This is a genomic window from Micromonospora sp. R77 (assembly GCF_022747945.1).
Lineage (GTDB): Bacteria > Actinomycetota > Actinomycetes > Mycobacteriales > Micromonosporaceae > Micromonospora.
In genome coordinates, this window is the sequence record NZ_JALDST010000001.1 from 2,231,900 (window position 1) to 2,258,349 (window position 26,450).

A 26,450-nucleotide genomic window follows, 5' to 3' on the forward strand; every position below is an offset into this window, starting at 1 on the left:
CACGGTGAGTGAGCTGCGATTTCCCGAGAACTTCGTCTGGGGGGCGGCCACCGCCGCGTACCAGATCGAGGGTGCGGCCCGGACCGACGGCCGGGGCGAGTCCATCTGGGACACCTTCAGCCGTACCCCGGGGAAGGTGTTCCAGGGGCACACCGGGGACGTGGCCTGCGACCACTACCACCGGTACGCCGACGACGTGGCCCTGATGGCGGAGCTGGGCCTGCGGTCGTACCGCTTCTCGATCGCCTGGCCCCGGATCCAGCCGGACGGCACCGGCCCGGTCAACCCACGCGGCCTGGACTTCTACGACCGACTGGTGGACGAGCTGCTGCGCCGGGGCATCGACCCGATCGTCACGCTCTACCACTGGGACCTGCCGCAGACGCTCCAGGACCGGGGCGGCTGGACCAACCGGGACACCGCCGAGCACTTCGCCGACTACTCGCTGGCGGTGCACGCCCGGCTCGGTGACCGGGTGGGCACCTGGACCACGCTGAACGAGCCGTGGTGCTCGGCCTACCTGGGCTACGGCAACGGGGTGCACGCACCCGGCGAGCAGGACGCCGGGGCGGCCTTCACCGCCGTACACCATCTGCTGCTGGGGCACGGCCTGGCGGCCCGGGCGCTGCGGTCGGCCGGGGTGGAGACCCTGGGGGTCACGATCAACCCGGCGGACGTGCAGCCGGCGGACCCGCACAGCGAGGCGGACGCCGAGGCGGTGCGCCTGGTCGACGGCCTGCACAACCGGATCTTCCTGGACCCGCTCACCGGCGCGGGCTACCCGGCCGACGTGCTGGAGCACGTGGCCCGGCACGTCGACCCGGCGTTCGTCCGGGACGGGGACGAGAAGATCATCGCGGCGCCGATCGACCTGCTCGGGATCAACTACTACTCCCCCACCTATGTCGCGGGCCGGGCGGGCGGGGCCGGCGGCAGCGCCTATCCGGGCACCGACGGGGTGGTGGAGTTCCTGCCGCCGGTCGGCCCGCTGACCGAGATGGGCTGGATGATCGAGCCGGCCGGGCTGACCCGGCTGCTGGAGCGGATCGGCACCGACTACCCGGGGCTGCCGCTGATGATCACCGAGAACGGCGGGGCGTTCCCGGACGAGACGGGCACCGAGGGCCCCGACGGGGCCGGCTGGGTGGCCGACACCGACCGGGTGGCGTACCTCGACGGGCACCTGCGCGCCGTGCACGAGGCCATCGCCCGAGGGGTCGACGTACGCGGCTATCTCGTATGGTCGTTGTTGGACAACTTCGAATGGGCCGAGGGTTACCGGAAGCGGTTCGGAATTGTCCACGTCGACTACCTGACCCAGCGGCGCACACCGAAGGAAAGTGCCCGCTGGTACCGGGAGGTGATTGCCCGGAACGGGCTGTGACGAGGTGGTGGTAACGGGGATGACGACGGCACAGCGACCGACCCTGGAGGCGGTGGCCCGGCGCGCAGGCGTGTCCCGGGCCACGGTCTCCCGGGTGGTCAACGGCTCCACCACCGTCGCGGAGTCCATCCAGCAGGCGGTCCGCCGGGCCGTCGAGGAGCTGGGGTACGTCCCGAACCTCGCCGCCCGGAGCCTGGTCACCCAACGGACCGACTCCGTCGCCCTGGTGATGCCCGAGGAGGCGACCCGCGTCTTCTCGGACGACCAGGTCTTCCCGGGCATCATCCGGGGCGTCAGCCAGGAGCTGGAGGCGGCCGACAAGCAGCTCGTGCTGATGCTGGCCGGCTCGCCCGCCGGCCACGAACGGGTCGAGCGCTACACCACCGGGCGGCACGTCGACGGGGTGCTCTTCGCCTCGCTGCACGGCGCGGACCCGCTGCCGGGCACCCTGTCCCGGCTGGGCATCCCGGTGGTCTGCGCCGGCCGGCCGCTCGACGGCGCCGAGGTCCCGTACGTGGACGTCGACAACGTCGGCGGGGTCACCCGGGCGGTGCGGCACCTGATCTCCGGCGGCCGGCGTCGGATCGCCACCATCGCCGGCCCGCAGGACATGGTCGCCGGCATCGAACGACTCGCCGGCTACCGGGAGGCCGTGGCCGCGGCCGGGCTGCCCAGCCGGGAGGCGTTCGGGGACTTCACCCGGGAGTCGGGGGCGGCGGCCATGCGGCAGCTGCTCGCCGCCCACCCCGACCTGGACGCGGTCTTCGCCGCCTCCGACCTGATGGCGCACGCCGCCCTGCGCACCCTGCGGGAGGCGGGTCGGCGGGTGCCGCAGGACGTCGCGGTGATCGGGTTCGACGACATCGAGACGGCGGCCTACACCGAACCGCCGCTGACCACGGTCCGGCAGCCGATAGTGGAACTGGGCCGGGCGATGACCCGGCAGCTGCTCCGGATCGCCGCCGGTGAGCCGATCGAGCACGCCCTCATGCTGCCGACCGAACTGGTCGTCCGCGACTCCGCCTGAGGCCCCCTGGGCAGCGCCCGGCGTTGCCCAGGGGGCCGGTTTAACCGGTCGCCCGGCAGCGCGCCCGGCACTACGGTCGGCGGGGTGACCGTAGCCCTCGTCCACGTGCCCGAGCTCTCCGACGTCGCCGAGTACGCGTACGCCGCGACCGTCTCCCCGGCCCGGCTGGTCTTCACCGCCGGGGCCTGCCCGCTGGACGCCGACGGTCGTACCGTCGCGCCCGGCGACCACGCCGCGCAGGCCCGACAGGTGATGGCCAACCTGGCGACCGCCCTGGCCGCCGCCGGGGCCCGGCTGACCGACGTCGTCAAGACCACGGTGTACGTCGCCACGACCGACCGGGCCGACCTGGTGACCGTCTGGGAGGTGGTCCGGGACGGCTTCGGCGACCACGACCCGCCGAGCACCCTGCTGGGGGTGACCGTGCTGGGCTACCCCGACCAGCTCGTCGAGGTCGAGGCCGTCGCCGCCGTCGGCGAGGCGAGCTGACCCGACCGCTCAGCCGGCGGCGGCGATCCGCTCGGCGGTGGCGTACGTGTCGCGGCCGAAGAGCACCAGGCGCGCCTCGGTGACGTGCGCCGGGGTCGCCGCGCGGAGCACCGTCAGCGCCTGGCGTACCGCGTCGTCGACCGGCCAGCCGTAGATGCCGGCGGAGATCAGCGGGAAGGCCACGGTGGCCGCGCCCAGTTCGTCGGCGACCCGGAGGCTGTTGGCGTAGCAGTCGCGCAGCAGCGCCGAGCGGTCCTCGCCGGCCGTGTGGACCGGGCCGACGGTGTGCACCACCCAGCGGGCCGGCAGGTTGCCGGCGGTGGTGGCGACGGCCTGCCCGGTGGGCAGCCCCCGGCCGTAGCGGGAGGCGCGCAGCGCCCGGCACTCCGCCAGGATGGCCGGCCCGCCCCGGCGGTGGATCGCCCCGTCCACCCCGCCACCGCCGAGCAGCGAGGAGTTGGCGGCGTTCACGATCGCGTCGACCTGCTGGGCGGTGATGTCCCCCTCGACCAGGGTGATCCGCATGTCAGCGCTCCTCGATGGGCTGGCCGAGCGACCGGCGGGCGAGCAGGGTGGCCCCCGCCACCGCGGCCGGCATGACCAGCACCGCGCCGAGCGGGATCAGGAAGCAGAGGAAGACCGCGACCCCGAACCCGAGCGTGGTCGGCCGGTCGGCCTTGAGCAGCGAACGGCGGTCGGGCAGCCGCATGCCGCGCCGGTAGAACGGGGCGCCGACCAGCTCCAGCGCGAGGAACCAGCCGCCCACCGCCGCGCCGATCACGGGCACGACGGTCTGCCCGACCACCGGGATGAAGCCGGCCGCGAAGAGCGGGATGCCGACCAGCGCGGTGACCGCCACCAGCCGCAGCGAGTCGGCCACGCTGCGCCGCAGCGACGCCCAGAACGGTACGTCGACCGCGCCGGGGGTGCCGCCGTACCGCTCCTCGACGCGTTCGGAGATCTTCTCGTAGAACGGGTCACCGATGACCAGGGTGACCGCGGTGAAGGTGAGCACCCCGAGCAGCCCGCCGAGGCCGAGGAAGGCCAGCCCGGCGACCACCCGTACGGCGCTGCGCCAGGTCGACGACCAGTCGTCGGCGAACGGGGTGACCAGCGCCGCGAGGTCGTCCACGAAGTACACCAGGGCGACGAACGCGCCGAGGAAGAGCGCGCCGGAGATCAGCGCCGGCACGACGCCGAGCAGCATCAGTCCGGGGCTGCGGACGTACAGGCCGATGCCGCGCAGCAGCAGGCCGGCCCCGGAGAGGAACCGGGTGGCGGCGCCGGTGACGGGCGCGGCCGGGCGGGGTGCGTTCACGACCGCACAGCCTAACCGCCGGGCGCACCGGCGGCCGGGGTCCGCGCCTGGACAATGGACGGGTGCGGGCGTCCCGGTTGATCTCGTTGGTGCTGCTGCTCCAGGCGCGGGAGACGATGACGGCGGCCGAGCTGGCCCGGGAGCTGGAGGTGTCCGAGCGGACGGTCTACCGGGACGTGCTGGCGCTCTCCGCCGCCGGGGTGCCGGTCTATGCCGACCGGGGGCGGGCCGGCGGCTACCGGCTGCTCGGCGGCTTCCGGACCCGGCTGACCGGGCTGACCCGCGAGGAGGCGGAGGCGCTCTTCCTCGCCGGGCTGCCCGGACCGGCCGGCGACATGGGGCTGGCCGACGCGGTGGCCGCCGCCGAGTTGAAGGTGCTGGCCGCGCTGCCGACGAGCCTGCGGGACGCGTCCGCCCGGACCGGGCAGCGGTTCCACCTCGACGTGCCGGGCTGGTTCCGGGAGTCGGCACCGCCGCCGTGGCTGACCGAACTGGCCCGGGCGGTCTGGGGGGACCGGGTGGTCGAGCTGCGCTACCGGCGCGGCGAGCGGGAGGTGACCCGCACCGTGCAGCCGTACGGGCTGGTGCTCAAGAGCGGGGTCTGGTACCTGGTGGGCCGGGTCGGCGCGGACGTCCGGACGTACCGGGTGGACCGGGTGACGGGCGTCGAGGTGGGCGAGGAGAGCTTCGCCCGGGACGAGGGCTTCGACCTGGGCGGGTACTGGCGGGAGCAGGCCGAGGCGTTCCTGCGGGGCATGCTGCGGGCCGAGGTCACCGTCCGGCTCAGCCCCGCCGGCCTGCGCGCGCTCCGGCACGTGGCCGAGGCCCCCTTCGCGTACGAGGAGGCGGTGGCCGCCGCGGGCGGACCCGACGGGCAGGGCTGGGTGGTCACCCGGCTGCCCGTCGAGTCCGTCCCGGTGGCGTACGACGTGCTGCTCCGGCTGGGTCCGGAGGTGGAGGTGCTCGACCCGCCGGAGCTGCGGGCGCGCTTCGCCGAGGCGGCCCGCCGGTCGGCCGCCCGCTACGCCGGCCCTCCCGAACGGCCGGGCGGGCCGGACGCCGGTCAGCGGTAGCCGGTGTCGTCGGCCGGCCGGCCCGGCTCGACCACCTCCGTGTAGTAGCGCGCCCAGTTCGGCCGGGTGCCGTCGAGGTCGGTGAAGCCGTACACCTGGGCGAGGCCGCCGCTGTCGACGGACCGGCCGTTCCAGCGGGCCCGGTCCGGGTCGGCGGCCAGCGCGGCGACCGCCCGCCCGACGAGGGCCGGCGTCTCCGACATGACGAAGTGCGGCTCCTTCGCGGCACCGTCCCGCCAGTTCGCCTCGGTGACGCCGAAGTGCTCCAGCATCGCCTCGGACCGCAGCCAGCCGGGCGTCAGCGCCACCGCCGTGCAGCCGTACGGCGCCAGCTCGTGCGCCTGGGTGAAGGCGAGCCGGTTGACCGACGTCTTGGCCAGGTCGTAGAAGACCGAGAGCCGGTAGTTGGCGTCGTTGTGTTCCTTGGTGCCGTCGCCGATCTCGACCACCAGCCCGCCGGGCTTGCGGATCAGCAGTGGCAGCGCGAAGTGGCTGGTGATGATGTGCGTGTCTACGGCCAGCCGCAGCATCCGGAAGCCCGCGTCGAGGGGCTGCTTCCAGACCGGCTTCTCCCAGGTGATCAGCGGGTCGCCGCCCCAGACGTCGTTGACCAGCACGTCGAGGCGGCCCTGCTCGGCGTCGATCCGTTCGACCAGGCGGCGTACCTGGTCGGGGTCCAGGTGGTCGACGGCGGCGGCGATGCCGGTGCCCCCGGCGGCGCTGACCAGCTCGGCGGTCTCCTCGATGGTCTCCGGCCGGTCCAGCTCGGAGCGGCGGGCCCGGGTGCTGCGGCCGGTGCAGTAGACGGTGGCCCCGGCGGCGCCGAGCTGGACGGCGATCTGCCGCCCGGCACCCCGGGTCGCCCCGGCGACGAGGGCGATCTTTCCTGTCAGCGATGTCGTCATGCCACCGACGATGTCAGCGATACCTGACAGCCGGCGTCCGATTTCTTGAGTACCGCCGCATCCCCCAATCGGACACTGACGCCTGTCGATATTTGAGCCTATCTTTCTGATGGCATCTCCGGCGACGGCCCGACACCCCCATTGCGTCCCGCGCCGGCCTCCCCACCCCAGGAGGGACACATGACCCGCAACCGTCTCCACCGGTGGCTCGCCGCCGCCGGCGGGCTCGTCCTCGCCGCCGCCGGGCTCACCGGCGTCGCCGGACCCGCCTCGGCCGGCGCCGCGAACACCCTGGCCTGCACCGCCGCCCAGGTCGTCGCCAACCCGGGCTTCGAATCGGGTACGGCGTCCTGGACCGCCTCGTCCGGCGTGATCGGCGCGGCCGGCGGGCAGACCCCGCACGGCGGCACCCAGTACGCCTGGCTCGACGGGTACGGCTCGACCCACACCGACACGCTCTCCCAGTCGGTCACCCTGCCGGCCGGGTGCACCACCGCCACCCTCCGGTACTGGCTGCACATCGACACCGCGGAGACCGGCAGCACCGCGTACGACAAGCTGACCGTGCAGCTCGGCGCCACCACCCTCGCCACCTGGTCCAACGTCAACGCGGCCGGCGGGTACGTGCAGCGCAGCGTCGACGTCTCCGGGTTCGCCGGCCAGACTGTCACGCTGAAGTTCACCGGGGTGGAGGACGCCAGCCTCCAGACCAGCTTCGTCCTCGACGACATCACCCTCGACGTCTCCGGCACGGGCGGCGGCGGGGGCGGCACCGATCCGACCCGCACCCCGTACCAGGCCGCGTACACGGTCAACCTGACCAGCGACACCAGCGGGGCGAACTGGTCCGGTCGGGAGAGCGTCACCTTCCGCAACGCCTCGCCGCTCGCCCTGTCCGAGGTCTACCTGCGCCTCTGGGACAACGCGCACGGCACCTGCCCGACCGACCAGCCGATCAGGGTGACCAACGTGACCGGCGGGACGGCCGGCGCGCTGGAGGTCTCCTGCACCGCGTTGAAGGTCACCCTGCCCACTCCGCTGGCCCAGGGCGCCCAGGCCACCGTCGGGTTCGACCTCTCCATCGTGGTGCCCAGCGGGAGCGACCGGTTCGGCCGGGACGGGTCGTACAACTTCATCGGTAACGCGCTGCCGGTGCTCGCGGTCCGCGACGGCGCGGGCTGGCACCTCGACCCGTACACCGACAACGGGGAGAGCTTCTATCAGCTCGCCAGCAACTACACCGTCACCCTGGACCACCCGAGCGCGGTGCTGACCCCCACCACCGGGACGGCCACCGAGACGCCGGGCTCGACCGGACGTACGGTCACCACCGCCACCGCCAGCAACGTGCGGGAGTTCGCCTGGGCGGCCGGGCCGTTCAGCCGCTCGTCGACCACCTCGACCGGCGGCGTGAAGGTCAACACCTGGTGGACCTCCGGGGTCACCAGCAGCACCGCCACCAGCATGCAGTCCACCGCCGCGTCCGCCATGGACGGGCACGGCGCGCGGTTCGGCGCCTACCCGTACGGCGAGGTGGACCTGGTGCTGCACAACAACTTCTGGTTCGGCGGCATGGAGTACCCGGGCTTCGTGCTCTCCCAGACCTCGGCCACCCCGGTCATCCACGAGCTGGCCCACCAGTGGTGGTACGGCATCGTCGGCGACGACGAGTACGCCACCCCGTTCCTCGACGAGTCGTTCACCGACTACGCCACCGACCTGCAGCGCGGTGTCACCGGGACGAACTGCTGGAGCAGCGTCTCCTGGGCCTCCTCGGCGGAGAAGATCACCAACTCGATGGCGTACTGGGACGCGAACCCGAGCCGCTACTCCACCGTGGTCTACACGTACGGCAAGTGCGCGCTGCACGACCTGCGCCGGCTGATCGGCGACACCGCGATGACCAACCTGCTCAGGAACTACGCCCAGAGCCACTGGTACGGCGTCTCCACGGTGGCCGAGTTCAAGGCCGCCGCGCAGGCGGCCACCACCACCGACCTGAGCTCGTTCTGGACCACCCACCGGATCGAGGGCTGACGCACCGCGCCCCGCTCCCGGCCGCGTCCGCGCGGCCGGGAGCGGGGGTACGGCGTACGTCTCAGTCGGCCAACCGCACGCGGACCCGGCGGTTGGCGCGGCCCTTGCTCTCCACCTTGACCACCTGGACCTTGCCGATCTGGGCGGTCGACGCGACGTGTGTACCCCCGTCGGCCTGCACGTCCAGCCCGACGATGTCCACGATCCGGACCTCCTGCTCATCCGGCGGGATCAGGTTGGACTGGGTCCGGATGATGTCCGGCAGCGCGAGGGCCTCGGCCCGGGGCAGCACCCGGACGGCGACCGACCGGTCGGCGACCACCTCCGCGTTGACCAGTTCCTCGATCCGGGCCTTGAAGTCCGGCGGCACCTCGGGGAGGTTGAAGTCCATCCGGGCCTCGCCGGGTTCCATCGAGTTCCCGGTCACCAGCGCGCCGAAGTCCCGGAACACCACCCCGCACAGCACGTGCAGGCCGGAGTGGGTACGCATCAACATGGTCCGCCGGTCGTCCTCGACCGCGCCGGTGACGGCGGTGCCGACCGGCGGCAGCGGGTCACCCTCGGCCGGGATCAGCCACAGGTCGTCGCCCTTGCGGGTGCCGACGATCCGGGTCTGCACCCCCTGCCAGAGCAGCACCCCGTGGTCCGGCGGCTGGCCGCCGCCGCCCGGGTAGAAGGCCGACCGGTCCAGCACGATGCCCTGTTCGGGGTCGGCCGCCAGCACCGTGCACGCCCACTCCCGCAGGGTGGGGTCGAAGAGGTCCAGACGGTGCGTACGGCCGTGGTGTGTGACGCCCATGACAGGGGACGTTACCCGTTGAGGAACGACGAGATCCGCTCCCGGAGGTCGGCGCGGTCGGACCAGAGGACGCCCGGACGGTCGTACACGTGCAGGGTGGCGTGCGGCAGCGCGGCGGCCAGCTCCTCGGCGACCGCCGCCGGGTGCAGGTCGTCGCCCGCACAGCCGATCACCAGCGCCGGTGCGGTGACGGCGGCGAGCGCGGTGGCGTCGCGCAGCGGCGCCTGCTCGGGGAGGTCCGCCAGCCCGGGAGCGAGCCCGTCGCGGAGCAGCTGGTCCAGCCGCTGGCGGAGGTAGGCCCACCCGGCGGGGGTGTTCCGCACCGATGGCGGCAGCTCCGTCGCGACCACGTCGGCGACGGCGGAGGCATCCCCGCTCTCCACCGTGCCGAGCAGGGCGGTCAGCCGGGCCCGGGCCACCTCGCCGCGCGGCCGGTCGAGCACGGCGGGCAGGAAGAAGACCAGCTTCTCGAAGCGGTCGGGGCTCTCCACCAGCAGCCGGCAGAGGGCGCCGGCACCCAGGCTGGCGCCGAAGGCCCGGCTCGCCCCGCCGAGGTCGGCGACCGCACGCAGGTCACGGGCCAGGTCGAGATAGCTCCACGGACCGGGCGGCGAGTCGGAGCGCCCGTGCCCACGGAACTGGAAGAAGATCCGGCGGCCGGTGACCGCGCTGCCGAACGGGCGGGTGGTGGCGATGCCGTTGCCCAGCCCGTGCGCGAACACCGTCACCGGATCACCGGAGCCGGTGACCAGCCGTTCCAGTCGTACCCCGTGCGGGGTGGTGACCAGTTCGGTCTCCGGCTCCGGCAGCGCGGGGCGGCCGGTACGCGGCCCGCCGGGGCCGGGACCCCAGGTGCGGGGGCCGCCGTCCGGCGGCGGGGGCCAGCGGAAACCCCTCACCAGAAGCCTTTGCCGTCGTGCAGGTCACGCAGCCCGACCCGGACGTCGAGCAGATAGATCAGTCCGGCCGCGATGCCGACCAGCCCGAAGATGCTGAGCACCCCGCCGAAGCCGAAGAACGGCAGGGTCAGCAGCAGGCAGACCGCCAGGATGGCGATCCAGCCCCCCTTGGGCAGGGTGCCGATCGCGGGGAAGGCGTCGGAGCGCTGGGTGATCGCGTGCACCAGCGCGACGCCCTCGACCACCAGGGCGAAGACGAGCAGGAGCAGCTCGATCACGTAGCGGACGTCGAAGGCGAAGATCGGCGCGGCGTAGGCCATGCCGGCAAGCTTATGCCGACGGCCCCGCAAACGTCCCGTAGGACGCTTCCGGGGCCGTCGGTCCAGGTTCGACTACTGCGCGGCCGGGCGGGTCCGCTTGGTCGCCTTCGGCAGCTTCGCCGACGGGGTGGCGGTGGTGGCCTTCGCGGCGGTGGCCTTGGTGGCCCGGGTCCGCGGGGTCTTCGCGGCGGCCGGCTTGGCCTCGACGATCTCGGCCACCTCGGCCGGGGTCGGCACCTCGGCCGGGGCGACGACGGGCTCCGCCGGCAGGGTCGCGACGGCCTCGGGGGTGACGGCCTCGGTCGCCTCGATGTCCGCGTTCACCGTGTCGGCGGCCTCCAGCACGCCGGCGCCGACGACCCGCTCACCGCGGGCGACCAGCTCGGCGTACGCGGCCAGCGCCCGCGCCTGCGCGGCCTGCGCACCGGCCAGGGCGCGCTCCTGCGCGGCCTCGGCGGCGGCCAGCACGGCGGCGGCGTTGCGGGTCGCGGCCTCGCGGAGCTTGTCCAGGTCGAGGTCGGCCGGGACGGCCTTCTCCCGCAGCCCGGTCGCGGTGACGTTGGCGGTCTTCAGCGTCTCGGTGGCCTTCTGGCGCAGCTCGAAGCCCTGGACGACGGCCTTGCCACCGAGGTCGGCGACGACCCGGGTGCCGAGGTCGGTGACCACGGTGGGGAGCTTGCGCATGCTGGAGGGCCAGCTCGCCGGCGCCGGCGGCGGCGTAGAGCGGGCCGGGATGCGGTTGGTCTTCGGCTGGGTCATCACTTCTCCTCTTCGGCCGCACCGGCGGCCTTGCGAGCGGTCTTCTTCTCGGGCGTGGCGGTGGTCGGGGCGGGGGCGGGACCCGCCTCGGTGACGGCGACCGACTCGAGGACGGCCTCGGTCGGGGTGCCGGCCGGCGTGGTGGGGCCGGTCGCGGCCGGCGCGACGGTGGCCGGGGCCTCCGGCGCGGTGGCCGGCTCGGCGACCGGCGGAACCGGCTCGGTGGCCGGCTGCGCGGCGGCGGTCGCCTCGGCGAGCCGCGCGTTCTCCCGGCGGAACGTCTCGTAGATCTGGGTGAGCGACTGCTTCTGCGCCATGGTCAGCTCGGGGTCGACCGCGATGGCCGCGAGCACCCCCTGGCCCTCCTTGTCGTCCAGCAGCCCGGCCCGCAGGTACATCGCCGGGGTGGAGACCCGCAGCGCGCTGGCCAGCTGCTGGAGCACCTCGGCGCTGGGCTTGCGCAGGCCGCGCTCGATCTGGCTGAGGTAGGGGTTGCTGACCCCGGCCTGCTCGGCGAGCTGCCGGAGCGAGATCTTCGCGTTGCGCCGCAGGTCGCGAATGAACCCGCCGACGTCGGGAAGGTCCTTGGAGGTGGCCATGACTCGACGGTATCCCGGCCTGCTAGCTGCTGCAAGCAAAACGCTAGCGGGAGTTAGCAAGGTCTCAGGAAGGCCGTTGCGTACCCGTCGTCCGGTCCGTACCGTCCTGGGGTGGCCAAGATCGAAGTGAACGGTGCCCTGCTCGCGTACGACGAGGCCGGCAGCGGTTCGCCGGTGGTGCTGCTGCACGCCGGCATCGCCGACCGGCGGATGTGGCGTGCCCAGGTGCCCGCGCTCGCCACCCGGCACCGGGTCGTCGCCCTCGACCTGCGCGGCTACGGCGACTCGGAACTGCCGCCCGCCGACTTCGCCCACCACGACGACGTGGTGGGACTGCTGGACGCGCTCGACATCGGGCGGGCCGCACTGGTCGGCTGCTCCTTCGGGGGCAAGGTGGCGGTGGACACCGCGTTGGCCCACCCGGACCGGGTGAGCGCGCTCGCGCTCCTCGGCAGCCCCGTCTCCGGCAACCAGTGGTCGGAGGAGACCGAGCAGCTCTGGGACACGCTGGTCGGCGAGGTCGATCCCGAGGACTTCACCGCCAGCGCCGCCGGTGAGGTGCGGTTCTGGGTGGTCGGCCCGCACCGCCGGCCGGAGGACGTGGACCCTGAGCTGATCCGGTTCGCCGAGGAGATGGACCGGCGGGCGCTCGCCGCCGAGCTGGCGCTCAGCGCCGTCGAGGCCGGCGAACTCGACCCACCGGCGATCGACCGGCTCGGCGAGCTGCGGATGCCGGTGCTGGCCACCGCCGGTGCCGCCGACGTGCCGGACATCAGTCGGCTCGCCGACCGGATCGCCGCCGAGGCGCCGCACGGGATCCGGCTGCCGGACGTCCCCGACGCCGGGCACCTGCTGCCGCTGGAGCGACCGGAGCCGGTCAACGCCGCCTTGCTCGACTTCCTCGCCTGACCCCGACGCGCGGGGTCCGGGCCCGGCGGCGTCGAGCCCTCGCCGGCCGAGGGTCACCACACGGCGCGGACCGCGCCCACCGGCAGGCCGCCGCCGAGCTGCGGCAGCTCGGCGTACTCGGCCAGGACCGGGGCGTCGACGCCGAGCCGGCGCAGCGCCGAGACCAATACCGGCATCCGCGCGCGGACCGCGCCGTCGTCGATCTTGAGGGCGACGGCGCCGACGCCCGGGACCGCCGCGGCGAAGACACCCTCCGCACCCACCTTGGCCAGCAACCCGGGTACGCCCCGCATCAGCCGGGTGTCGTCGGCCCGGGTGCCGCCCACCAGCTCCGGGTACGCCCGCATCGCGTCCGCCACCGTCCGCTCCACGGTGCCCGGCTCACCCTCGACCAGCCGTCGGAACGCCCCGGCCAGCCCGGTCAGCGACACGGCGAGCACCGGCGCTCCGCAGCCGTCGACGCCGACGGCCGCCGCCTCCTCGCCGGTGAACTCCTCGACCGCGGCCCGCAGGACCTGCTGGAGCGGGTGCTCCGGCCGCCAGTACCGGTCCAGCGGCCAGCCGGCGGCCAGACAGGTCAGCAGCATGCCGCTGTGCTTGCCCGAGCAGTTCATCTGGATCCGGGTGGGACCGCCACCGGCCCGCAGCACCGCCACCCGGGCGTCGTCCCCGAAGGGCAGGTCCGGCGGGCAGTGCAGCGCCGACTCGTCCAGGCCGGCACCGTGCAGCAGCGCGGCGACCCGTTCCAGGTGGAACTGCTCGCCCGCATGGCTCGCCGAGACCAGGGCGACGTCCGCCGGCTCGGTCAGCGTCAGCCCGGCGCGGAGCATGCCGATGGCCTGCATCGGCTTGCTGGCCGAACGCGGGAAGATCGGCGAGGTGACGTCCCCCGCCCCGGCCACCGTCGCACCGGCGGCGTCGAGCACCACCACCGAACCGCGGTGGATGCCCTCCACGAACTCGGACCGGACCACCTCGGCGAGCGGCACGCCGCCCTCGTACGTCTTTCCCACGGGGTGGACGGTACCGACGCCCCGGGAGCGGCCCGCAGCGGGGTGACCAGGGACGTCGACGTGCCGCGTACAGGGGTGGGCGGCGGTGCCGTCCTTACAGGCCGAGCAGCGTACGGGCCTCGGCGGTGGTCAGGGGCGGACGCTGCGCGAGCTGGGCGAAGCCGACCGCGCGGGCGACGAGCTGCATGTTGGACTCGACCGGCCGACCCTTGGCGTAGCTGACCGTGTCCTCCATGCCGACCCGCAGGTGGCCCCCGGCCGAGAGCGACGCCAGCAGCACCGGGATGGTGCTGCGCCCGATCCCGGTGGCCGAGAAGGTGGTGCCCTCGGGCAGGTCCCGCAGCATCTGCTGGGCGGCGACCAGGGTCGCCGTGGTGCCCGGCATGCCACCCGGTACGCCCATCACGAAGTCGACGTGCACGTGCCCGCCGTGCGGCAGGCCGTACTTGCCGAGCAGGCGCTGCAGGGCGGTCAGGTGACCCAGCTCGAAGATCTCGTACTCGGGCACGACGCCCTTCTCCTGCATCCGGGTGTGCAGGTCGACGATGAACTCCCAGCGGTTGAGGAAGACGTCGTCGCCGAAGTTGACCGTCCCCATGGTGCAGGAGGCCATGTCCGGCGCGGCGTCCAGCACGGCGAGCCGGGCCGACTCGGGGTCGGTCACCGCACCGCCCGAGGAGAGCTGCACGATCAGGTCGGTGCTGTCCCGCAGCGCCGCCACGGTGTCCCGCAGGCGACCCTGGTCCAGGGTCGGCTTCGCCTCGTCGTCGCGGATGTGGACGTGGATCACGGCGGCGCCGAGCGCCTCGCACTCCTTGGCGGTCAGCAGCAGCTCGTCGAGGGTCACCGGCAGCGCCGGCACCTCCGCCTTGGCCGACTCCGCGCCGGTGGGGGCAACCGTGATCAACGTCCCTGTCGTCATGCCGGGGATCCTAGCCGCGACGGCCGTTCCCGGTCGACGGCCGGGCCACCGATTTCCGGAAGAATCATGGTTGACGCCCCGGAGAAGCGGAAGAATTCCCGCCTCCGGGGCGTCGTGACGGCACCCTTACTCCGGGTCGATGGCGGCGGCGATCTCCCCGACCAGCAGCCGGGCGTCGGCGGGCACGTTGCGCTTCAGCACCGCGAGGGCGACCTGGCCCAGCTCGTGGTGGTGCACGGCGGTGCCCACGAAGCCGACCGCCCGGCCGTCCAGCGTCACCGGCGTACCGGCGGTCGGGGGCTGGTCGGTGGTCACCCCGTCCAGGTGCAGCAGGACCAGGCGACGCGGCGGCTTGCCCATGTTGTGCACCCGGGCCACCGTCTCCTGGCCCCGGTAGCAGCCCTTGTCCAGGTGCACGGCCGGGGCGATCAACCCCACCTCGGCGGGAATGGTCCGGTGGTCGGTGTCCACCCCGACCCGGGGCTGCCGGGCGGCCACCCGCACCGCCTCGTACGCCCACAGCCCGGCCACCGGCACCCCGGCACCCCGCAGCTCGTCCACCACCTGGGTCATCGCCGCCCGGGGCACCAGCAGGTCCACGCCGAGCGCCACCCGCCGGGCCCACCCGCCGATCGGCAGCGGCCGTACGTCGTACACGACGGTGGGCCGTGCCGGCAGCTCGCCGGCGCGGAACTTCGGACCCGGCACCGCGACCACGTCGGGCGCGGCGAGCCCGGTCACGCCGAGCGGGGCGAGCGCGTCGGCGGCCGCCGGCCCGACCAGCGACAGCAGCGCGTGGTCGGCGGTCGCGTCGCGCGGCTCGACCTTGCTGAAGAAACGCATCCGCTCCAGGTAGGACAGCAGGCCGGCGGTGGCCCCCGGCTCGGTGTCCAGCCAGGTGGTCGCGCCGTCCTCGGCGACCATCGCGTGCTGCTCGACGTGCCCGTGCGGGGAGAGCACCAGCAGCTCGGTGCCCTGGCCGGCGCTCAACGTGGCGAGGTGCTGACTGGTCAGGGTGTGCAGCCAGGAGATCCGTTCCTCGCCGGGCACCGCCAGCACGCCCCGGTGCGACCGGTCCACCAGGCCGACCGCGGTGGAGAGGGTGCGCTGCTCCCGCATCGGGTCGCCGTAGTGGGCGGCCACGCCCCGCACCCCGGCCGCCCGGTGGGCCGGGTCGGGCTGGTCCCGGGTCTCCTCGTCGATCGCCTCGGCGACCACCGCTCCCGCGATGTCGATCATTCCTGTTCCCCGTCCTCGCAGTGGCCGCAGACGCCGAAGAGCGCCACGTGCCCGATGTCGACCCGGAATCCGCGCTGGGTGGCCAGCTGGTCGGCGAGCGGGCGGAGCAGCTCGGGATCGATCTCGTCGATCCCGCCGCACTCCCGGCAGACCAGGTGGACGTGCTGGTGCTCGCCGGCCGCGTGATAGGTCGGCGAGCCGTGCGACAGGTGGGTGTGGGTCACCAGGCCGAGCCGTTCCAGCAGCTCCAGCGTGCGGTAGATGGTGGTGATGTTGACCCCGGCGGCGACCTCCCGGACCGCGGTGTGCACCTGCTCCGGCGTGGCGTGCCCCAGCTCCAGCACCGCCTGGAGGACCAGTTGCCGCTGCGCCGTCAGCCGCAGCCCACGGGAGCGGAGCAGTTCCGCCAGGGAGGATTCGGACACCGTCCGATCATAGTTCGCGCCGCCGCGCCGATCCGGCCACCGATGGCGTACGCCACTAGGCTCGACGGTCGTGGTGGCAGCGCGGGTGGCGGTGCTCGGCCGGGGTGTCGTACCGGCCGGGGAGGTGGTGCTGCGCGGCGACGACCGGGGCGCACTGCACGGCGACGGGCTCTTCGAGACCCTGCACCTGCGCGCCGGCCGGCCCTGGCTGCTCGACGCCCACCTGGCCCGGCTCCGGGCCGGCGCGGCGGCCGTGGAGCTACCGCTGCCCCCCGACGGCGTGCTGGTCGAGCTGCTGGACACGGTCGCCGCGGGCTGGCCGGCCGAGGTCGAGGGGGCGCTGCGGCTGGTGTGCACCCGGGGTCCGGAGGGGGGCGGGCCACCGAGCGTCTGGGCCACCCTCGCCGAGGTGCCGGCGGCATCCCGGCGGGCCCGCCGGGACGGGGTGACCGTGGCGACCCTTCCGCTCGGGGTGTCGGCCGAGGTCCGTGCCGGGCTGGACTGGCTGCCGACCGGCACCAAGTCCACGTCGTACGCGGTGAACACCGCCGCCCAGCGCTGGGCCACCCGCAACGGCGTGGACGACGTGCTCTGGCTCTCCACCGAGGGCTACGTGCTGGAGGGGCCGAGGTCGAACGTGGTCTGGCTCTCCGGTGGGACGCTCTGCACGGTGCCGCCCGCCCGGACCGGAGTACTGCCCGGCACCACCGCCGGCTGGCTCCTGGCCCACGCCCCCGACCTGGGCCTGACCGCGGCCGAGCGGATGGTCACCCCGGCGGAGCTGGTCACCGCCGACGGCGCCTGGCTCACCTCGTCCATCCGCGGCCTCACCGAGATCCGCACCCTGGACACCACCCCCCGCCCGCGCTCCGACCACACCCGAACCCTCCAAACCCTCCTCGGCTTCCCCGTCCCACCCCCATCCCCGCCCACCTCGGCGAGTTGATCATGGGATTGGCGGCGTTCTCGATCTCCTGAACTGCCGCCAACCCCATGATCGACAGGGACTGGCCGTGGGGTCAGCCGGCTACGCGGGTGAGGCGGGCGGAGAGGTGGGGGCTGAGGGGGTGGCCCACGGCGGCCATTTCCTGGGCGTAGAGGAGGGCGCCCTCGACGATGCCGAAGAGGCGGGCACCGGCGGTGACCTCCTTGGCGGTGGCGGTCCGGACCACCGCGTCGGTGGCGAACTCGATCTGCGTGCCCTTGCGCTTGCCGATGTGCAGCTCCATCACACCGGTCGGCACGGTCATCAGCGCCTCGATCTCGTCGGTGACCCGGTCACCGTCCATCACCGGGCGCCACCAGCCGACCTCACGCCCGGCCGGGCGCACCGGCCGACTCTGCTCGTCCAGGATCCAGGCCCGGGACTCGTAGAACAGGAACGGCCGGCCGTCGTGGCTGATCCGGATCTTCTGCGCGAAGTCGAAGTCCTCGATGCTGGGGAAACCGCCCCGCCCGCGCCCCCGCCACACCCCGATGTACGGCAGCAGGCCGTCCAGGCTCGGGTGCAGCTTCGGGCCGACACGCAGGTCGTGGCTCTCCTCGTACGGGTACTCCTCGACCGGCGGCGCGTTCAGCCATGGCGGCTGAAGCGGGTTCTCGCTCACCGGGCCACCTTCGTTCGCGACTGCGGGGCTCGCAAACCCGGCTCACTCCTCGCGCTCACGGGGCCACCTTCGTTCGCGACTGCGGGGCTCGCAAACCCGGCTCACTCCTCGCGCTCACGGGGCCACCTTCGTTCGCGACTGCGGGGCTCGCAAACCCGGCTCACTCCTCGCGCTCACCGGGCCACCTTCGTTCGCGACTGCGGGGCTCGCAAACCCGGCTCACTCCTCGCGCTCACCATTTTCCTCTCGAGATGCGTACGGCCAGATAGACCAGGCCACCGGCGAGCGCGCCCAGGCCGGCGACCAGCAGGCTGACGAACCCGATCTCGGTAACCATCCCGGCCATCCTATGCTGGGCCCCATGGCCCGCTCACTCGTCGTCAAGGTCACCGCCGGCGCGGACGCACCGGAGCGCTGCGCCCAGGCGTTCACCGTCGCGGCGACCGCCGTAGCGGCCGGGGTGGACGTGTCGCTCTGGCTGACCGGTGAGTCGACCTGGTTCGCGCTGCCGGGCCGGGCGCAGGAGTTCGAGCTGCCGCACTCCGCGCCGCTGCCGGAACTGCTGCACGTGATCCTCACCGCCGGGCGGGTGACGGCCTGCACCCAGTGCGCCGCCCGACGGGACATCGGGCCCGAGGACGTGATCCCGGGCGTACGGATCGCCGGGGCGGCGGTCTTCGTCGAGGAAGCGCTGGCCGAGGGCGCGCAGGCCCTGGTCTACTGACCTCCACCCCGCCCGGCCGTCCCTTTCGGGCGGACTGCGGATACCGGCCCGACATGTCCGGCCACTGCCTACGATTCGGTTGTGGGCGAGGCGATCGAGCGGTTCTTCGCGGCACTGCCGGCGCGGGCCCAGGCCGCGGGATGCGGCCCGGTCAGCGGCACGCTCCAGGTCAACCTGACCACCGGCAACCGCACCGAACACTGGCTCGTCGAGCTGCGCCCCCGGTCGGCCCGGGTCAGCCGGGGCCAGGGGAGAGCCGACGCCACCTGGTACGGCAGCCACGACCTCTTCGAACGGCTGATCACCGGTCGCGAGGCCGGCCTGGCCGCGATGATCCGCAACGAGAGCACCTTCACCGGAAAGGTGGCGCTCTTCCTCGCCTTCCGGCGCTTCTTCCCGGCCCCGCCCGGCACCCGGGACCCCCGGGAGACCGCCCGAGAGCAAGCCGGCCGGCCCTGATGAAGGAACGGGTGAGCATCCTCGACGGCAACACCTTCCTGGTCTCCGACCGGCGCGGCGACATCGAACCGTCCTACGACTTCCCGACCGGGCTCTTCTCCTTCGACACCCGGTTCCTCTCCACCTGGCTGCTCACCCTCAACGGGCAACGGCTGCACGCCCTCTCCATCGACGACGCCGAGTCGTACCGGACCCGGTTCTTCCTGGTCCCCGGCGAACCGACGCACTACCTCGACGCCCAGGTGTCGGTGATCCGCAGCCGCTCGATCGGCGGCAGCTTCTCCGAGGAGCTGACCGTGCTGAACCACTCGGCGCAGGAGGTCGGCTTCACGCTCCGGGTCGACATGGGCGCCGACTTCGCCGACCTGTTCGAGATCAAGCACCAGCAGCAGAAGAAGGGACACGCCACGCCGACCGTCGGTGCCGGCGAACTCCGGATCAGCTATCAGCGGGAGGCGTTCCGCCGGGAGGCGGTGATCAGCACCTCCGCCCCGGGCGAGATCGACGACCACGGCATGACGTTCCGGATCCGGGTCGCCCCGCACGGCGAGTGGACCACCCGGCTGCACGTCGCCACCGTCATCTACGGCGCCCGGGGCGAGGACATCCGGGCCACCCTGCCGCTCGGCGGCCACCGCTCGGCCGGCGCGATCCGTACCGAGCAGGACGAGCTGATCGATCGGGCGCCGAAGCTGGGCTGCGACTGCCAGCCGCTGGCCGGGGCGTACCGGCGCAGCCTCAACGACCTCGCGGCGCTCCGGTACGAGTCGATCACCCTGGGCGTACGGCTGCTCGCCGCCGGTCTGCCCTGGTTCATGACCCTCTTCGGCCGGGACAGCATGCTCACCTCGTTGCAGGTGCTGCCCTTCCTGCCCGAACTGGTCCCGCCCACCATCCTGGTGCTGGCCGGTCTGCAGGGCAGCCGGCTGGACGACTTCCGGGACGAGGAGCCGGGCAAGATCCTGCACGAGCTCCGGTACGGCGAGACGTCCGGTTTCGAGGAGCAGCCGCACTCCCCGTACTACGGTTCGGCGGACTCCACCGCGCTCTTCGTCATCCTGCTCGACGAGTACGAGCGGTGGACCGGCGACGCCGACCTGGTCCGCCAGCTGGAGTTCCCGGTCCGGTCGGCGCTGGACTGGATCGACAGCTACGGCGACCTGCTCGGCACCGGCTACGTCTGGTACCGCACCCGCAACCCGGAGACCGGCCTGCAGAACCAGTGCTGGAAGGACTCCTGGGACGCCATCTCCTACCGCGACGGCCGGCTGCCCGGGTTCCCCCGCGCCACCTGCGAACTCCAGGGGTACGCCTACGACGCCAAGCTGCGCGGCGCCCGGCTGGCCCGGACCTTCTGGAACGACCCCGCGTACGCCGACCGGCTGGAACGGGAGGCCGCCGCGCTGAAGGAGCGGTTCAACCGGGACTTCTGGATCCCGGAGCGGGAGTACTACGCGCTGGCGCTGGACCCGGAGGGGCGGCACGTGGACGCCCTCTCCTCCAACGTCGGGCACCTGCTGTGGAGCGGGATCGTCGACGAATCCCGGGCCGGCCGGATCGCCGAACACCTGCTCGGTCCCCGGCTCTTCTCCGGCTGGGGGGTGCGGACCCTCGCCGACGACGAGGGGCGCTACAACCCGATCGGCTACCACGTCGGCACGGTCTGGCCGTTCGACAACTCGATCATCGCCTGGGGGCTGTGGAAGTACGGCTTCCGCGAGGAGGCCGGCCGGATCTGCGAGGCGATCCTGGACGCGTCCCAGTTCTTCGACGGGCGGCTACCGGAGGCGTTCGCCGGCTACGAGCGCGGCCTGACCGACTACCCGGTGCAGTACCCGACCGCGTGCAGCCCGCAGGCCTGGTCCGCCGGCACGCCGCTGTTGCTGCTGCGGGTGATGCTCGGTCTCGAACCGCAGGGCGAGCACCTGATCATCGACCCGGCCGTGCCCGACGGGATGGGCCGGGTGGAGCTGCTCGACATCCCCGGGCGCTGGGGTCGGGTGGACGCGCTGGGCCGCAGCCGCACCCCGCACGACCACCGGGGCGTCCACTGACGGCTCAGGCGGGGCAGCCGGTGGTGACGGTGACCCGGATCCGGCCGTCGAGCCGTTCGGCGATCACGGAGGTGTCGGCGGCGCGCCACGCGTACACCTCGGGGGTGTCCCGGACTCGGGCGGCGCTGCCGCGCGCCGACGCCAGGGCCTCGGCCAGCGACGGGCGGTCGGGTGCGGCGGCCGAGTCGGCGCGGGCGTGCGGGCGGTCCCGCCGCCCGGGCAGGTCACGGTGGAGACGTCCGGCGGGTCCACCGGCCCGCCCCAGGCGCGCAGCAGCCCGGTGGCCCGGTCGGACTCCGGGCCGCCCGCACCGGCCGGCACCGGGTAGCCGTCGCCGAGCGGCCGTGCAGCCGGTCCCGGCGGTCAGCTTCACCCGGTCCGCGCCGGTGGCGCGGCCTGCACCGTGACGAACTCACCGGCGTCGGCCCGCAGCACCGGCCCGTCGCCGGTGGTCTCGACCTCGGCCCGCCAGCTCGCCGGCAGCCGGTCGGCCACCCGCTGGAGCAGCCCTCGCGCGTCGTCACCGGGGAGCACCACCTCGACCGCGCGGGTCAGCGAGACACCGTCCTCCATCGGGGTGATCCGGCAGCCGGGGCGCAGGTCGCCCGGCAGGAGCCGGGCCGCGCCGCCGTCGCCGGCCGCCGCCAGCAGCTCGCCCACCGCGCGGTCGACCACCGGCCCGGACTGGGTCAGGCTGCGCTGCTCGCGTACGGTCGGCGGGTCGTCGCGGACGGAGAGCCAGGCCAGCACGGCGAGCAGCACCGCCCACAGCACGGTCGCGGCCACCAGCCAGCGCAACCACCGCCGGCCGGGCGCCGGCTGGTCGGGACCGGTCGGCGGGGCGTACCCCGCCTGGACAGCACCACTCACCGGGCCATCGTGTCACGCTGCGGCACGTCGCCACCGCCGGCCCGGGACTCCGGTACGGCGACGGGGCCAGCCGTCCCGACGTGCGGGTGGCCGGCCCCGGGGCCGAGCGGAGCCTGGGTCAGGGGGCGACGGCGACCGTCACCTCGTTGATCCCGCGGGCGGCGGTCACGGCGGTGTCGCCGTTGCCGTGCCGGGAGAGGGCCCGGAGGGTCCAGTTGCCCGGCGCGGCGAAGAAGCGGAACTGACCGGCCGGGGAGGTCACCACCTCGGCGGTGAACTCACCGGTGCCGTCGAGCAGCCGGACGTACGCGCCCGGGACGACCTCGCCGGCCTCGGACCGGACCACGCCGGTGATGACGGTTTCCTTCTCCAGGTCCAGGCTGGCCGGCAGCGGGGCGGCCTGGTCGGGCGCGGCGCACCCGGCAGCGGTAGGAGCAGTCATGATCAGGCCTCCCCGGGCTCGTCGCCGAGCGCGACCGGCACGCCGACCAGCGAGCCGTACTCGGTCCAGGATCCGTCGTAGTTCTTCACGTTCCGGTGGCCGAGCAGCTCCTGGAGCACGAACCAGGTGTGCGAGGAGCGCTCGCCGATCCGGCAGTACGCGATGGTCTCCTTGCCGTCGTCCAGACCGGCTGCGGCGTAGATCTTGCGCAGCTCGTCGTCGGACTTGAAGGTGCCGTCCTCGTTGGCCGCCTTCGACCACGGGACGCTGATCGCGGTGGGCACGTGGCCGGCGCGCTGCGCCTGCTCCTGCGGCAGGTGGGCCGGGGCGAGCAGCCGGCCGGCGTACTCGTCGGGGCTGCGCACGTCGACCAGGTTCTTGGTGCCGATCGCGTCCACGACCTCGTCGCGGAAGGCCCGGATCGAGGTGTCCGGCTCCTGCGCCACGTACTGGGTGGCCGGCCGGGAGACCTTGTCGGTGACCAGCGGGCGGGCGTCCAGCTCCCACTTCTTGCGGCCACCGTCGAGGAGCTTGACATCGCCGTGGCCGTAGAGCTTGAAGTACCAGTACGCGTACGCGGCGAACCAGTTGTTGTTGCCGCCGTAGAGGATCACGGTGTCGTCGTTCGCAATGCCACGCTCGGAGAGCAGCGCCTCGAACTGGGACTTGTTGACGAAGTCCCGGCGGATCGGGTCCTGGAGGTCGGTCCGCCAGTCCAGCTTGATCGCGCCGGCGATGTGGCCGGTGTCGTAGGCCGAGGTGTCCTCGTCGACCTCGACGAAGACGACGCCCGGGGCGTCGATGTTCTTCTCGGCCCACTCGGCCGAGACGAGTGCGGTGTCGCGACTCATCAGATCACTCCCTGGTGAGGATGGGTGGTGAGCCAGCGCGTGGAGATCGAAGTTGGTGATTGTCGCACCACGCGCGGGACCCTGAGCTAGGAACGGATCACGGGTTCGTGCGACGGCGCCGCTGCCGGGCGAAGAGGGGAGCACCGGAGGGTGTGTTGACCCTGCGGGCGGATGGCCGCTAGGCAGCCGGGGACAGCCCCGCCGTCAGATGACGGGGCGACACAGGCAGGTGGCCACGCGGCACAGGTCGACCGCGCGCCGTTTGGTGAGGAGCGTCCCCATGACCAGGGAGCCTACCGAGCCGGGCCGCCGGACGCCAGCGCGCCGACCAGCATCCGGGACGCGACCCCGGCCACACCGACGGCCCGACCGGATCGGTCGGGCCGTCGGTGGGGACCTGCGGTCAGCGCACCGAGTTGATGGGTACGTCCCGCGCGTCGGCGGTCACGGTGAGCCCCTCGGGCCTCGGCTCCACCTTGCGGACGTTGAGCTGGAACGGCAGCTCCGGCAGGGGTACGTCGATCGAGATGCCCTTGGCGTAGTTGGTCAGCACCTGACGGGCCAGCGGCAGGTTGGGCAACCCCTCGGCGGTCAGGTCGTTGAAGCGCAACGCCACCTTGCCGTTGTTGACGGTCACCTCGGCGATGCCGTTGACCGTGAGCTTCACGCCCAGCACGTCCACCGGCGCGGTGACGACCAGCTTGCCGCCCCGCTCGCCGAGGGTCAGTCCGGGCCGGTCCAGCAGCTTGGCCAGGCTGTCGTAGGTGATGGTGCCGACGCCGTCCACCCGCTCGGCGACCACGTCGCCCTGGCCCGAGCGGAGGGTGTCCAGCGACGCCTTCACGTTACGGGCGTCGACGTCGAGCCGGGGCACGCTGACCGCCTCGCCCTGCACCGGGCCCTGCACGTCGGTCAGCACGATGGAGATGTGCTGGTATTTCCCGGCGAGCACCTGGGTGAGGAAGGGGACGCCGTCCACCTGCACCTTCGGCGCCGAGGACCGGGCGTCCTGCTTGGCGAGCTCCTGCTTCACCTGGTCGGCGATGGCCCGCTCGGCCATCCCGGCGGCCACCCGGTCGGCGACGACCAGCAGGCCGGCCAGGACCAGGAGCAGGACGACGAGGGTGACCAGCGCCTTCCGTCCGCGTCGCCGGGGACGTTCCTCGTACGCCGGGTAGGCCTCTGCCACCACGCCTCCTGTCTGCGCTGCCGGTGCCGCGTCGCGGCGGATCGTTCGTACCCGATGGCGGCCCGCCTCAACCGCGCTCTCAGAGGAACAGCACGCACATGGCGTACGCGGCGGGCGCGGCGAGCGCGAACCCGCCCAGGGGGCCCTGCATGTGCCGGGCGATCCACATGGTGGGCAGCTCACCGGCCATCAGCCGGCCCGCCTCGGCATAGCCGACGGCCAGATCGGCGAGGACCGCCGTGGCGGCGGTGACCAGCCCGATCAGCGCCCCGCTGGTCGGGGTGAAGCCGACCAGGTAGCTGCCGAGGACCGCGCTGGCGAGGGTGCCCAGCATGGCTCCGACGACCACGCCGGCGGCACCCCGGGGGACCTGCGGGGCGAGCCGCGGCCAGGGGGCGACCGCGTCGGTGATCCGGGCGACGGTGAGCGCGACGGCGGTGGCGGTCAGGCAGACGGTGATCGCCTGGGTGCCCTTCGGTACCCGGCTGAGCACGACCAGGGTGGCGAAGGCGACCACGCCGACCACGAGCAGCAGGGTGCTGCCGAGGGAGTCGGTGACCCGGACCCGGTCGACCCGGCGGACGAGCTGGCCGAGCACGGCGGCGAGGAAGCCGCCGGCGGCCACGTAGCCGAGCGGCGCGAGGCCGGCGATGTCGGACTGCACCGCGGCGGTGTCCGCCGCGGCGGCGGCGCCGGCACTGATCAGGGCGACCAGCAGCAGCGCGGGCGGCCGGATCGCCATCGTCCAGGCGAGGACGAAGAGCAGCTGCACGCCGAAGATGATGAACGCGAAGGGCAGCCGGTGCCCCGGCCCGGCGGTCTGCGCGCCGAGCACCAGGCCGACCCCGAGCAGCGCGGCGAAGCCGGCGACGGTGAGCGCCAGGGGGCGGTGCACCTCGACCGGCTCCGCCTCCTCCTCGGCGTCCTCGTCCACGGGCTCGTCGTCGGCCGGCGGGCCGGTCCGCTCTTGCGGAGCCGGCGCGGTCCGCCCCGGTCACCCCGCTCCCCGCCGTCGTCGGCCGGGCCGGGGGGGGCCCGGCGGGCGGCCGTGGAGGGGTCCGGCCGACGCGTCGTCGGCCCACGGGTCGCGGCCGGTCTCGGGCGAGGTGGAGGGAAACACGCCCCGATCGTGCCAGACCGGGCCGCTCCGGCGGAGGTCACGGTTTCGGCAACGTTAAAACCTGCGGCGCGATCACGGGCAGATCAGACAAACAGGAAAGGACACGGGGGGCGGCGGCCAGGCGATCCGTTACGCTCGACCCGTTACCCGCCCGTCAGCGACGCCGGGACCCACGCAAGTTCTCAGCGCCGCCCTCGCGGGCGTGCCGCTGGTCGCGCGCGGCCACGCCGGCCGCCGGGACGGAGGTGATCGTGTGGAGATCCTGCTGCTGGTGAGCGCACGCGCAGGCGAACCTTCGGCGGTGCTGCCGGCACTCGACCTGCTACCGCACTCGGTCCGTACCGCACCGCGTGACGTCCGCACCCTGGTGTCCGGTCCGAGCCCGGACGCGGTGCTGGTGGACGCCCGCTCCGAGCTGAGCGAGGCACGGGCCACCTGCCGGATGTTGCACGCCACCGGGCTCGGCGTGCCGCTGGTCGCGGTGGTCACCGAGGCCGGCCTGATCGCGCTCAATGCCGACTGGGGCGTGGACGACGTGATCCTGGCCGGGGCCGGCCCGGCCGAGGTGGAGGCACGGCTGCGGCTCGCGGTGGGCCGGTTGAGCAACGCGACCGCCGGGGCCGGCGGCTCGATCCGGGCCGGCGAGCTGACCATCGACCCGGACACCTACGCGGCGAAGCTGAAGGGTCGCCCGCTCGACCTCACCTACAAGGAGTTCGAGCTGCTGAAGTTCCTGGCCCAGCACCCGGGTCGGGTGTTCACCCGGGACCAGCTGCTCCGCGAGGTCTGGGGCTACGACTACTTCGGCGGCACCCGCACGGTGGACGTGCACGTCCGGCGACTGCGGGCCAAGCTCGGCTCCGAGTACGAGTCGATGATCGGCACGGTGCGCCAGGTCGGTTACAAGTTCGTCGTCCCGCCGTCGCGTTCGCTGCCGGAGTCGGAGCACGCCCCGCTCCCGGTCTGACCCGGTCCGGGATCGACGCCGCCCGTCGACCCCATAGGCAATTCTCCGGT

29 protein-coding genes and 2 pseudogenes are annotated in these 26,450 nt (G+C 73.6%); 11 read left to right on the forward strand and 20 right to left on the reverse strand.

Going from position 1 to position 26,450, the window contains the following annotated elements:
- The first annotated feature begins 4 nt into the window (after positions 1–4).
- From MRQ36_RS10300 to MRQ36_RS10310, 3 genes are all read left to right on the forward strand, one after another.
- A complete protein-coding gene (locus MRQ36_RS10300; protein ID WP_242794644.1) occupies positions 5–1,384 on the forward strand; it encodes a GH1 family beta-glucosidase in 1,380 nt (459 codons plus the stop codon).
- A gap of 19 nt (positions 1,385–1,403) precedes the next feature.
- Complete coding sequence (locus tag MRQ36_RS10305) at positions 1,404–2,411, forward strand: LacI family DNA-binding transcriptional regulator (protein WP_242794645.1); 1,008 nt, start codon at positions 1,404–1,406, stop codon at positions 2,409–2,411.
- Between the two features lie 84 nt (positions 2,412–2,495).
- On the forward strand, positions 2,496–2,900 hold the full coding sequence (locus MRQ36_RS10310) for a RidA family protein (RefSeq protein WP_242794646.1): 405 nt from the start codon (positions 2,496–2,498) through the stop codon (positions 2,898–2,900).
- A gap of 9 nt (positions 2,901–2,909) precedes the next feature.
- Here the strand turns inward: MRQ36_RS10310 and MRQ36_RS10315 are convergent, their stop codons facing one another.
- Positions 2,910–3,425 carry an O-acetyl-ADP-ribose deacetylase gene (locus tag MRQ36_RS10315; RefSeq protein WP_242794647.1) on the reverse strand — a complete coding sequence of 172 codons (516 nt, stop codon included), beginning with the start codon at positions 3,423–3,425 and terminating at the stop codon, positions 2,910–2,912.
- A gap of 1 nt (position 3,426) precedes the next feature.
- Positions 3,427–4,218 (reverse strand): EI24 domain-containing protein, encoded by a 792-nt coding sequence (locus MRQ36_RS10320; protein ID WP_242794648.1) that lies wholly within the window; start codon positions 4,216–4,218, stop codon positions 3,427–3,429.
- Positions 4,219–4,280: 62 nt separating this feature from the next.
- Here MRQ36_RS10320 and MRQ36_RS10325 point away from each other — a divergent pair, with 62 nt between their 5' ends.
- Positions 4,281–5,291, forward strand: a complete 1,011-nt coding sequence (locus MRQ36_RS10325; protein ID WP_242794649.1) for a YafY family protein — start codon at positions 4,281–4,283, stop codon at positions 5,289–5,291.
- Here MRQ36_RS10325 and MRQ36_RS10330 read toward each other — a convergent pair.
- Positions 5,282–6,196 carry an SDR family oxidoreductase gene (locus tag MRQ36_RS10330; RefSeq protein WP_242794650.1) on the reverse strand — a complete coding sequence of 305 codons (915 nt, stop codon included), beginning with the start codon at positions 6,194–6,196 and terminating at the stop codon, positions 5,282–5,284. The two genes, MRQ36_RS10325 and MRQ36_RS10330, sit on opposite strands and share 10 nt — an antisense overlap.
- 180 nt (positions 6,197–6,376) lie before the next feature.
- On the opposite strand from MRQ36_RS10330, the gene MRQ36_RS10335 reads away from it, so the two are divergent.
- The gene (locus tag MRQ36_RS10335) at positions 6,377–8,233 is read left to right on the forward strand and encodes a M1 family metallopeptidase (protein WP_242794651.1); all 1,857 of its coding nucleotides are present in this window, start codon (positions 6,377–6,379) and stop codon (positions 8,231–8,233) included.
- 61 nt (positions 8,234–8,294) lie between these two features.
- Here the strand turns inward: MRQ36_RS10335 and MRQ36_RS10340 are convergent, their stop codons facing one another.
- From MRQ36_RS10340 to MRQ36_RS10360, 5 genes and pseudogenes are all read right to left on the reverse strand, one after another.
- Positions 8,295–9,032 (reverse strand): alanyl-tRNA editing protein, encoded by a 738-nt coding sequence (locus tag MRQ36_RS10340; RefSeq protein ID WP_242794652.1) that lies wholly within the window; start codon positions 9,030–9,032, stop codon positions 8,295–8,297.
- Positions 9,033–9,043: 11 nt separating this feature from the next.
- Positions 9,044–9,931: an alpha/beta fold hydrolase gene (locus MRQ36_RS10345; RefSeq protein ID WP_242794653.1), complete on the reverse strand. Its 888-nt coding sequence runs from the start codon at positions 9,929–9,931 to the stop codon at positions 9,044–9,046.
- Entirely contained in the window at positions 9,928–10,251 is a 324-nt protein-coding gene (locus MRQ36_RS10350; RefSeq protein ID WP_242794654.1) for a DUF2516 family protein, read from the reverse strand. The genes MRQ36_RS10345 and MRQ36_RS10350 overlap by 4 nt, the downstream gene beginning before the upstream one ends.
- A gap of 72 nt (positions 10,252–10,323) precedes the next feature.
- Positions 10,324–11,013: pseudogene (locus MRQ36_RS10355) on the reverse strand (hypothetical protein).
- Complete coding sequence (locus tag MRQ36_RS10360) at positions 11,010–11,609, reverse strand: helix-turn-helix domain-containing protein (RefSeq protein ID WP_242794655.1); 600 nt, start codon at positions 11,607–11,609, stop codon at positions 11,010–11,012. The pseudogene MRQ36_RS10355 and the gene MRQ36_RS10360 overlap by 4 nt, the downstream one beginning before the upstream one ends.
- A 111-nt stretch (positions 11,610–11,720) precedes the next feature.
- On the opposite strand from MRQ36_RS10360, the gene MRQ36_RS10365 reads away from it, so the two are divergent.
- The gene (locus MRQ36_RS10365; RefSeq protein ID WP_242794656.1) at positions 11,721–12,518 is read left to right on the forward strand and encodes an alpha/beta fold hydrolase; all 798 of its coding nucleotides are present in this window, start codon (positions 11,721–11,723) and stop codon (positions 12,516–12,518) included.
- A gap of 53 nt (positions 12,519–12,571) precedes the next feature.
- Here the strand turns inward: MRQ36_RS10365 and MRQ36_RS10370 are convergent, their stop codons facing one another.
- The 4 genes from MRQ36_RS10370 to MRQ36_RS10385 form a co-directional block, all read right to left on the reverse strand.
- Positions 12,572–13,531: an asparaginase gene (locus tag MRQ36_RS10370; protein ID WP_242794657.1), complete on the reverse strand. Its 960-nt coding sequence runs from the start codon at positions 13,529–13,531 to the stop codon at positions 12,572–12,574.
- Between the two features lie 94 nt (positions 13,532–13,625).
- A complete protein-coding gene (locus MRQ36_RS10375) occupies positions 13,626–14,453 on the reverse strand; it encodes a 3-keto-5-aminohexanoate cleavage protein (protein ID WP_242794658.1) in 828 nt (275 codons plus the stop codon).
- Between the two features lie 126 nt (positions 14,454–14,579).
- Complete coding sequence (locus tag MRQ36_RS10380; protein WP_242794659.1) at positions 14,580–15,692, reverse strand: folate-binding protein YgfZ; 1,113 nt, start codon at positions 15,690–15,692, stop codon at positions 14,580–14,582.
- Positions 15,689–16,117, reverse strand: coding sequence for a Fur family transcriptional regulator (locus tag MRQ36_RS10385; protein ID WP_242794660.1), 429 nt, complete (start codon positions 16,115–16,117; stop codon positions 15,689–15,691). Before MRQ36_RS10385 ends, MRQ36_RS10380 begins: the two co-directional genes overlap by 4 nt.
- A gap of 70 nt (positions 16,118–16,187) precedes the next feature.
- On the opposite strand from MRQ36_RS10385, the gene MRQ36_RS10390 reads away from it, so the two are divergent.
- Positions 16,188–17,063, forward strand: coding sequence for an aminotransferase class IV (locus MRQ36_RS10390; protein WP_242794661.1), 876 nt, complete (start codon positions 16,188–16,190; stop codon positions 17,061–17,063).
- A 73-nt stretch (positions 17,064–17,136) separates the two neighbouring features.
- Here the strand turns inward: MRQ36_RS10390 and MRQ36_RS10395 are convergent, their stop codons facing one another.
- Both MRQ36_RS10395 and mtfM read right to left on the reverse strand, forming a co-directional pair.
- Positions 17,137–17,724 (reverse strand): FABP family protein, encoded by a 588-nt coding sequence (locus MRQ36_RS10395; RefSeq protein ID WP_242794662.1) that lies wholly within the window; start codon positions 17,722–17,724, stop codon positions 17,137–17,139.
- A gap of 232 nt (positions 17,725–17,956) precedes the next feature.
- Positions 17,957–18,061, reverse strand: coding sequence for a small membrane protein MtfM (gene mtfM, locus MRQ36_RS33215; RefSeq protein WP_046570768.1), 105 nt, complete (start codon positions 18,059–18,061; stop codon positions 17,957–17,959).
- 12 nt (positions 18,062–18,073) lie between these two features.
- Here mtfM and MRQ36_RS10400 point away from each other — a divergent pair, with 12 nt between their 5' ends.
- The 3 genes from MRQ36_RS10400 to MRQ36_RS10410 all read left to right on the forward strand — a co-directional run bounded on the left by MRQ36_RS10400 (position 18,074) and on the right by MRQ36_RS10410 (position 20,961).
- Complete coding sequence (locus MRQ36_RS10400; protein WP_242794663.1) at positions 18,074–18,448, forward strand: DsrE family protein; 375 nt, start codon at positions 18,074–18,076, stop codon at positions 18,446–18,448.
- Positions 18,449–18,529: 81 nt separating this feature from the next.
- Complete coding sequence (locus MRQ36_RS10405; RefSeq protein WP_242794664.1) at positions 18,530–18,907, forward strand: SCP2 sterol-binding domain-containing protein; 378 nt, start codon at positions 18,530–18,532, stop codon at positions 18,905–18,907.
- Positions 18,907–20,961: a glycogen debranching N-terminal domain-containing protein gene (locus MRQ36_RS10410; protein ID WP_242794665.1), complete on the forward strand. Its 2,055-nt coding sequence runs from the start codon at positions 18,907–18,909 to the stop codon at positions 20,959–20,961. Before MRQ36_RS10405 ends, MRQ36_RS10410 begins: the two co-directional genes overlap by 1 nt.
- Positions 20,962–21,330: 369 nt before the next feature.
- Here MRQ36_RS10410 and MRQ36_RS10415 read toward each other — a convergent pair whose 3' ends face one another.
- The 6 genes and pseudogenes from MRQ36_RS10415 to MRQ36_RS10435 all read right to left on the reverse strand — a co-directional run bounded on the left by MRQ36_RS10415 (position 21,331) and on the right by MRQ36_RS10435 (position 25,433).
- Positions 21,331–21,831 carry a hypothetical protein gene (locus tag MRQ36_RS10415; protein WP_242794666.1) on the reverse strand — a complete coding sequence of 167 codons (501 nt, stop codon included), beginning with the start codon at positions 21,829–21,831 and terminating at the stop codon, positions 21,331–21,333.
- 118 nt (positions 21,832–21,949) lie between these two features.
- Positions 21,950–22,273: a DUF1416 domain-containing protein gene (locus MRQ36_RS10420; RefSeq protein ID WP_242794667.1), complete on the reverse strand. Its 324-nt coding sequence runs from the start codon at positions 22,271–22,273 to the stop codon at positions 21,950–21,952.
- 2 nt (positions 22,274–22,275) lie between these two features.
- Positions 22,276–23,124, reverse strand: coding sequence for a sulfurtransferase (locus MRQ36_RS10425; RefSeq protein WP_242794668.1), 849 nt, complete (start codon positions 23,122–23,124; stop codon positions 22,276–22,278).
- A gap of 204 nt (positions 23,125–23,328) precedes the next feature.
- Positions 23,329–23,406, reverse strand: coding sequence for an Ms5788A family Cys-rich leader peptide (locus MRQ36_RS34415; RefSeq protein WP_311202345.1), 78 nt, complete (start codon positions 23,404–23,406; stop codon positions 23,329–23,331).
- Between the two features lie 121 nt (positions 23,407–23,527).
- A complete protein-coding gene (locus tag MRQ36_RS10430) occupies positions 23,528–24,313 on the reverse strand; it encodes a DUF2993 domain-containing protein (protein ID WP_242794669.1) in 786 nt (261 codons plus the stop codon).
- Positions 24,314–24,392: 79 nt separating this feature from the next.
- Positions 24,393–25,433: pseudogene (locus MRQ36_RS10435) on the reverse strand (hypothetical protein).
- A 253-nt stretch (positions 25,434–25,686) separates the two neighbouring features.
- On the opposite strand from MRQ36_RS10435, the gene MRQ36_RS10440 reads away from it, so the two are divergent.
- A complete protein-coding gene (locus tag MRQ36_RS10440) occupies positions 25,687–26,400 on the forward strand; it encodes a response regulator transcription factor (RefSeq protein ID WP_242794671.1) in 714 nt (237 codons plus the stop codon).
- The last annotated feature ends 50 nt before the right edge of the window (positions 26,401–26,450 follow it).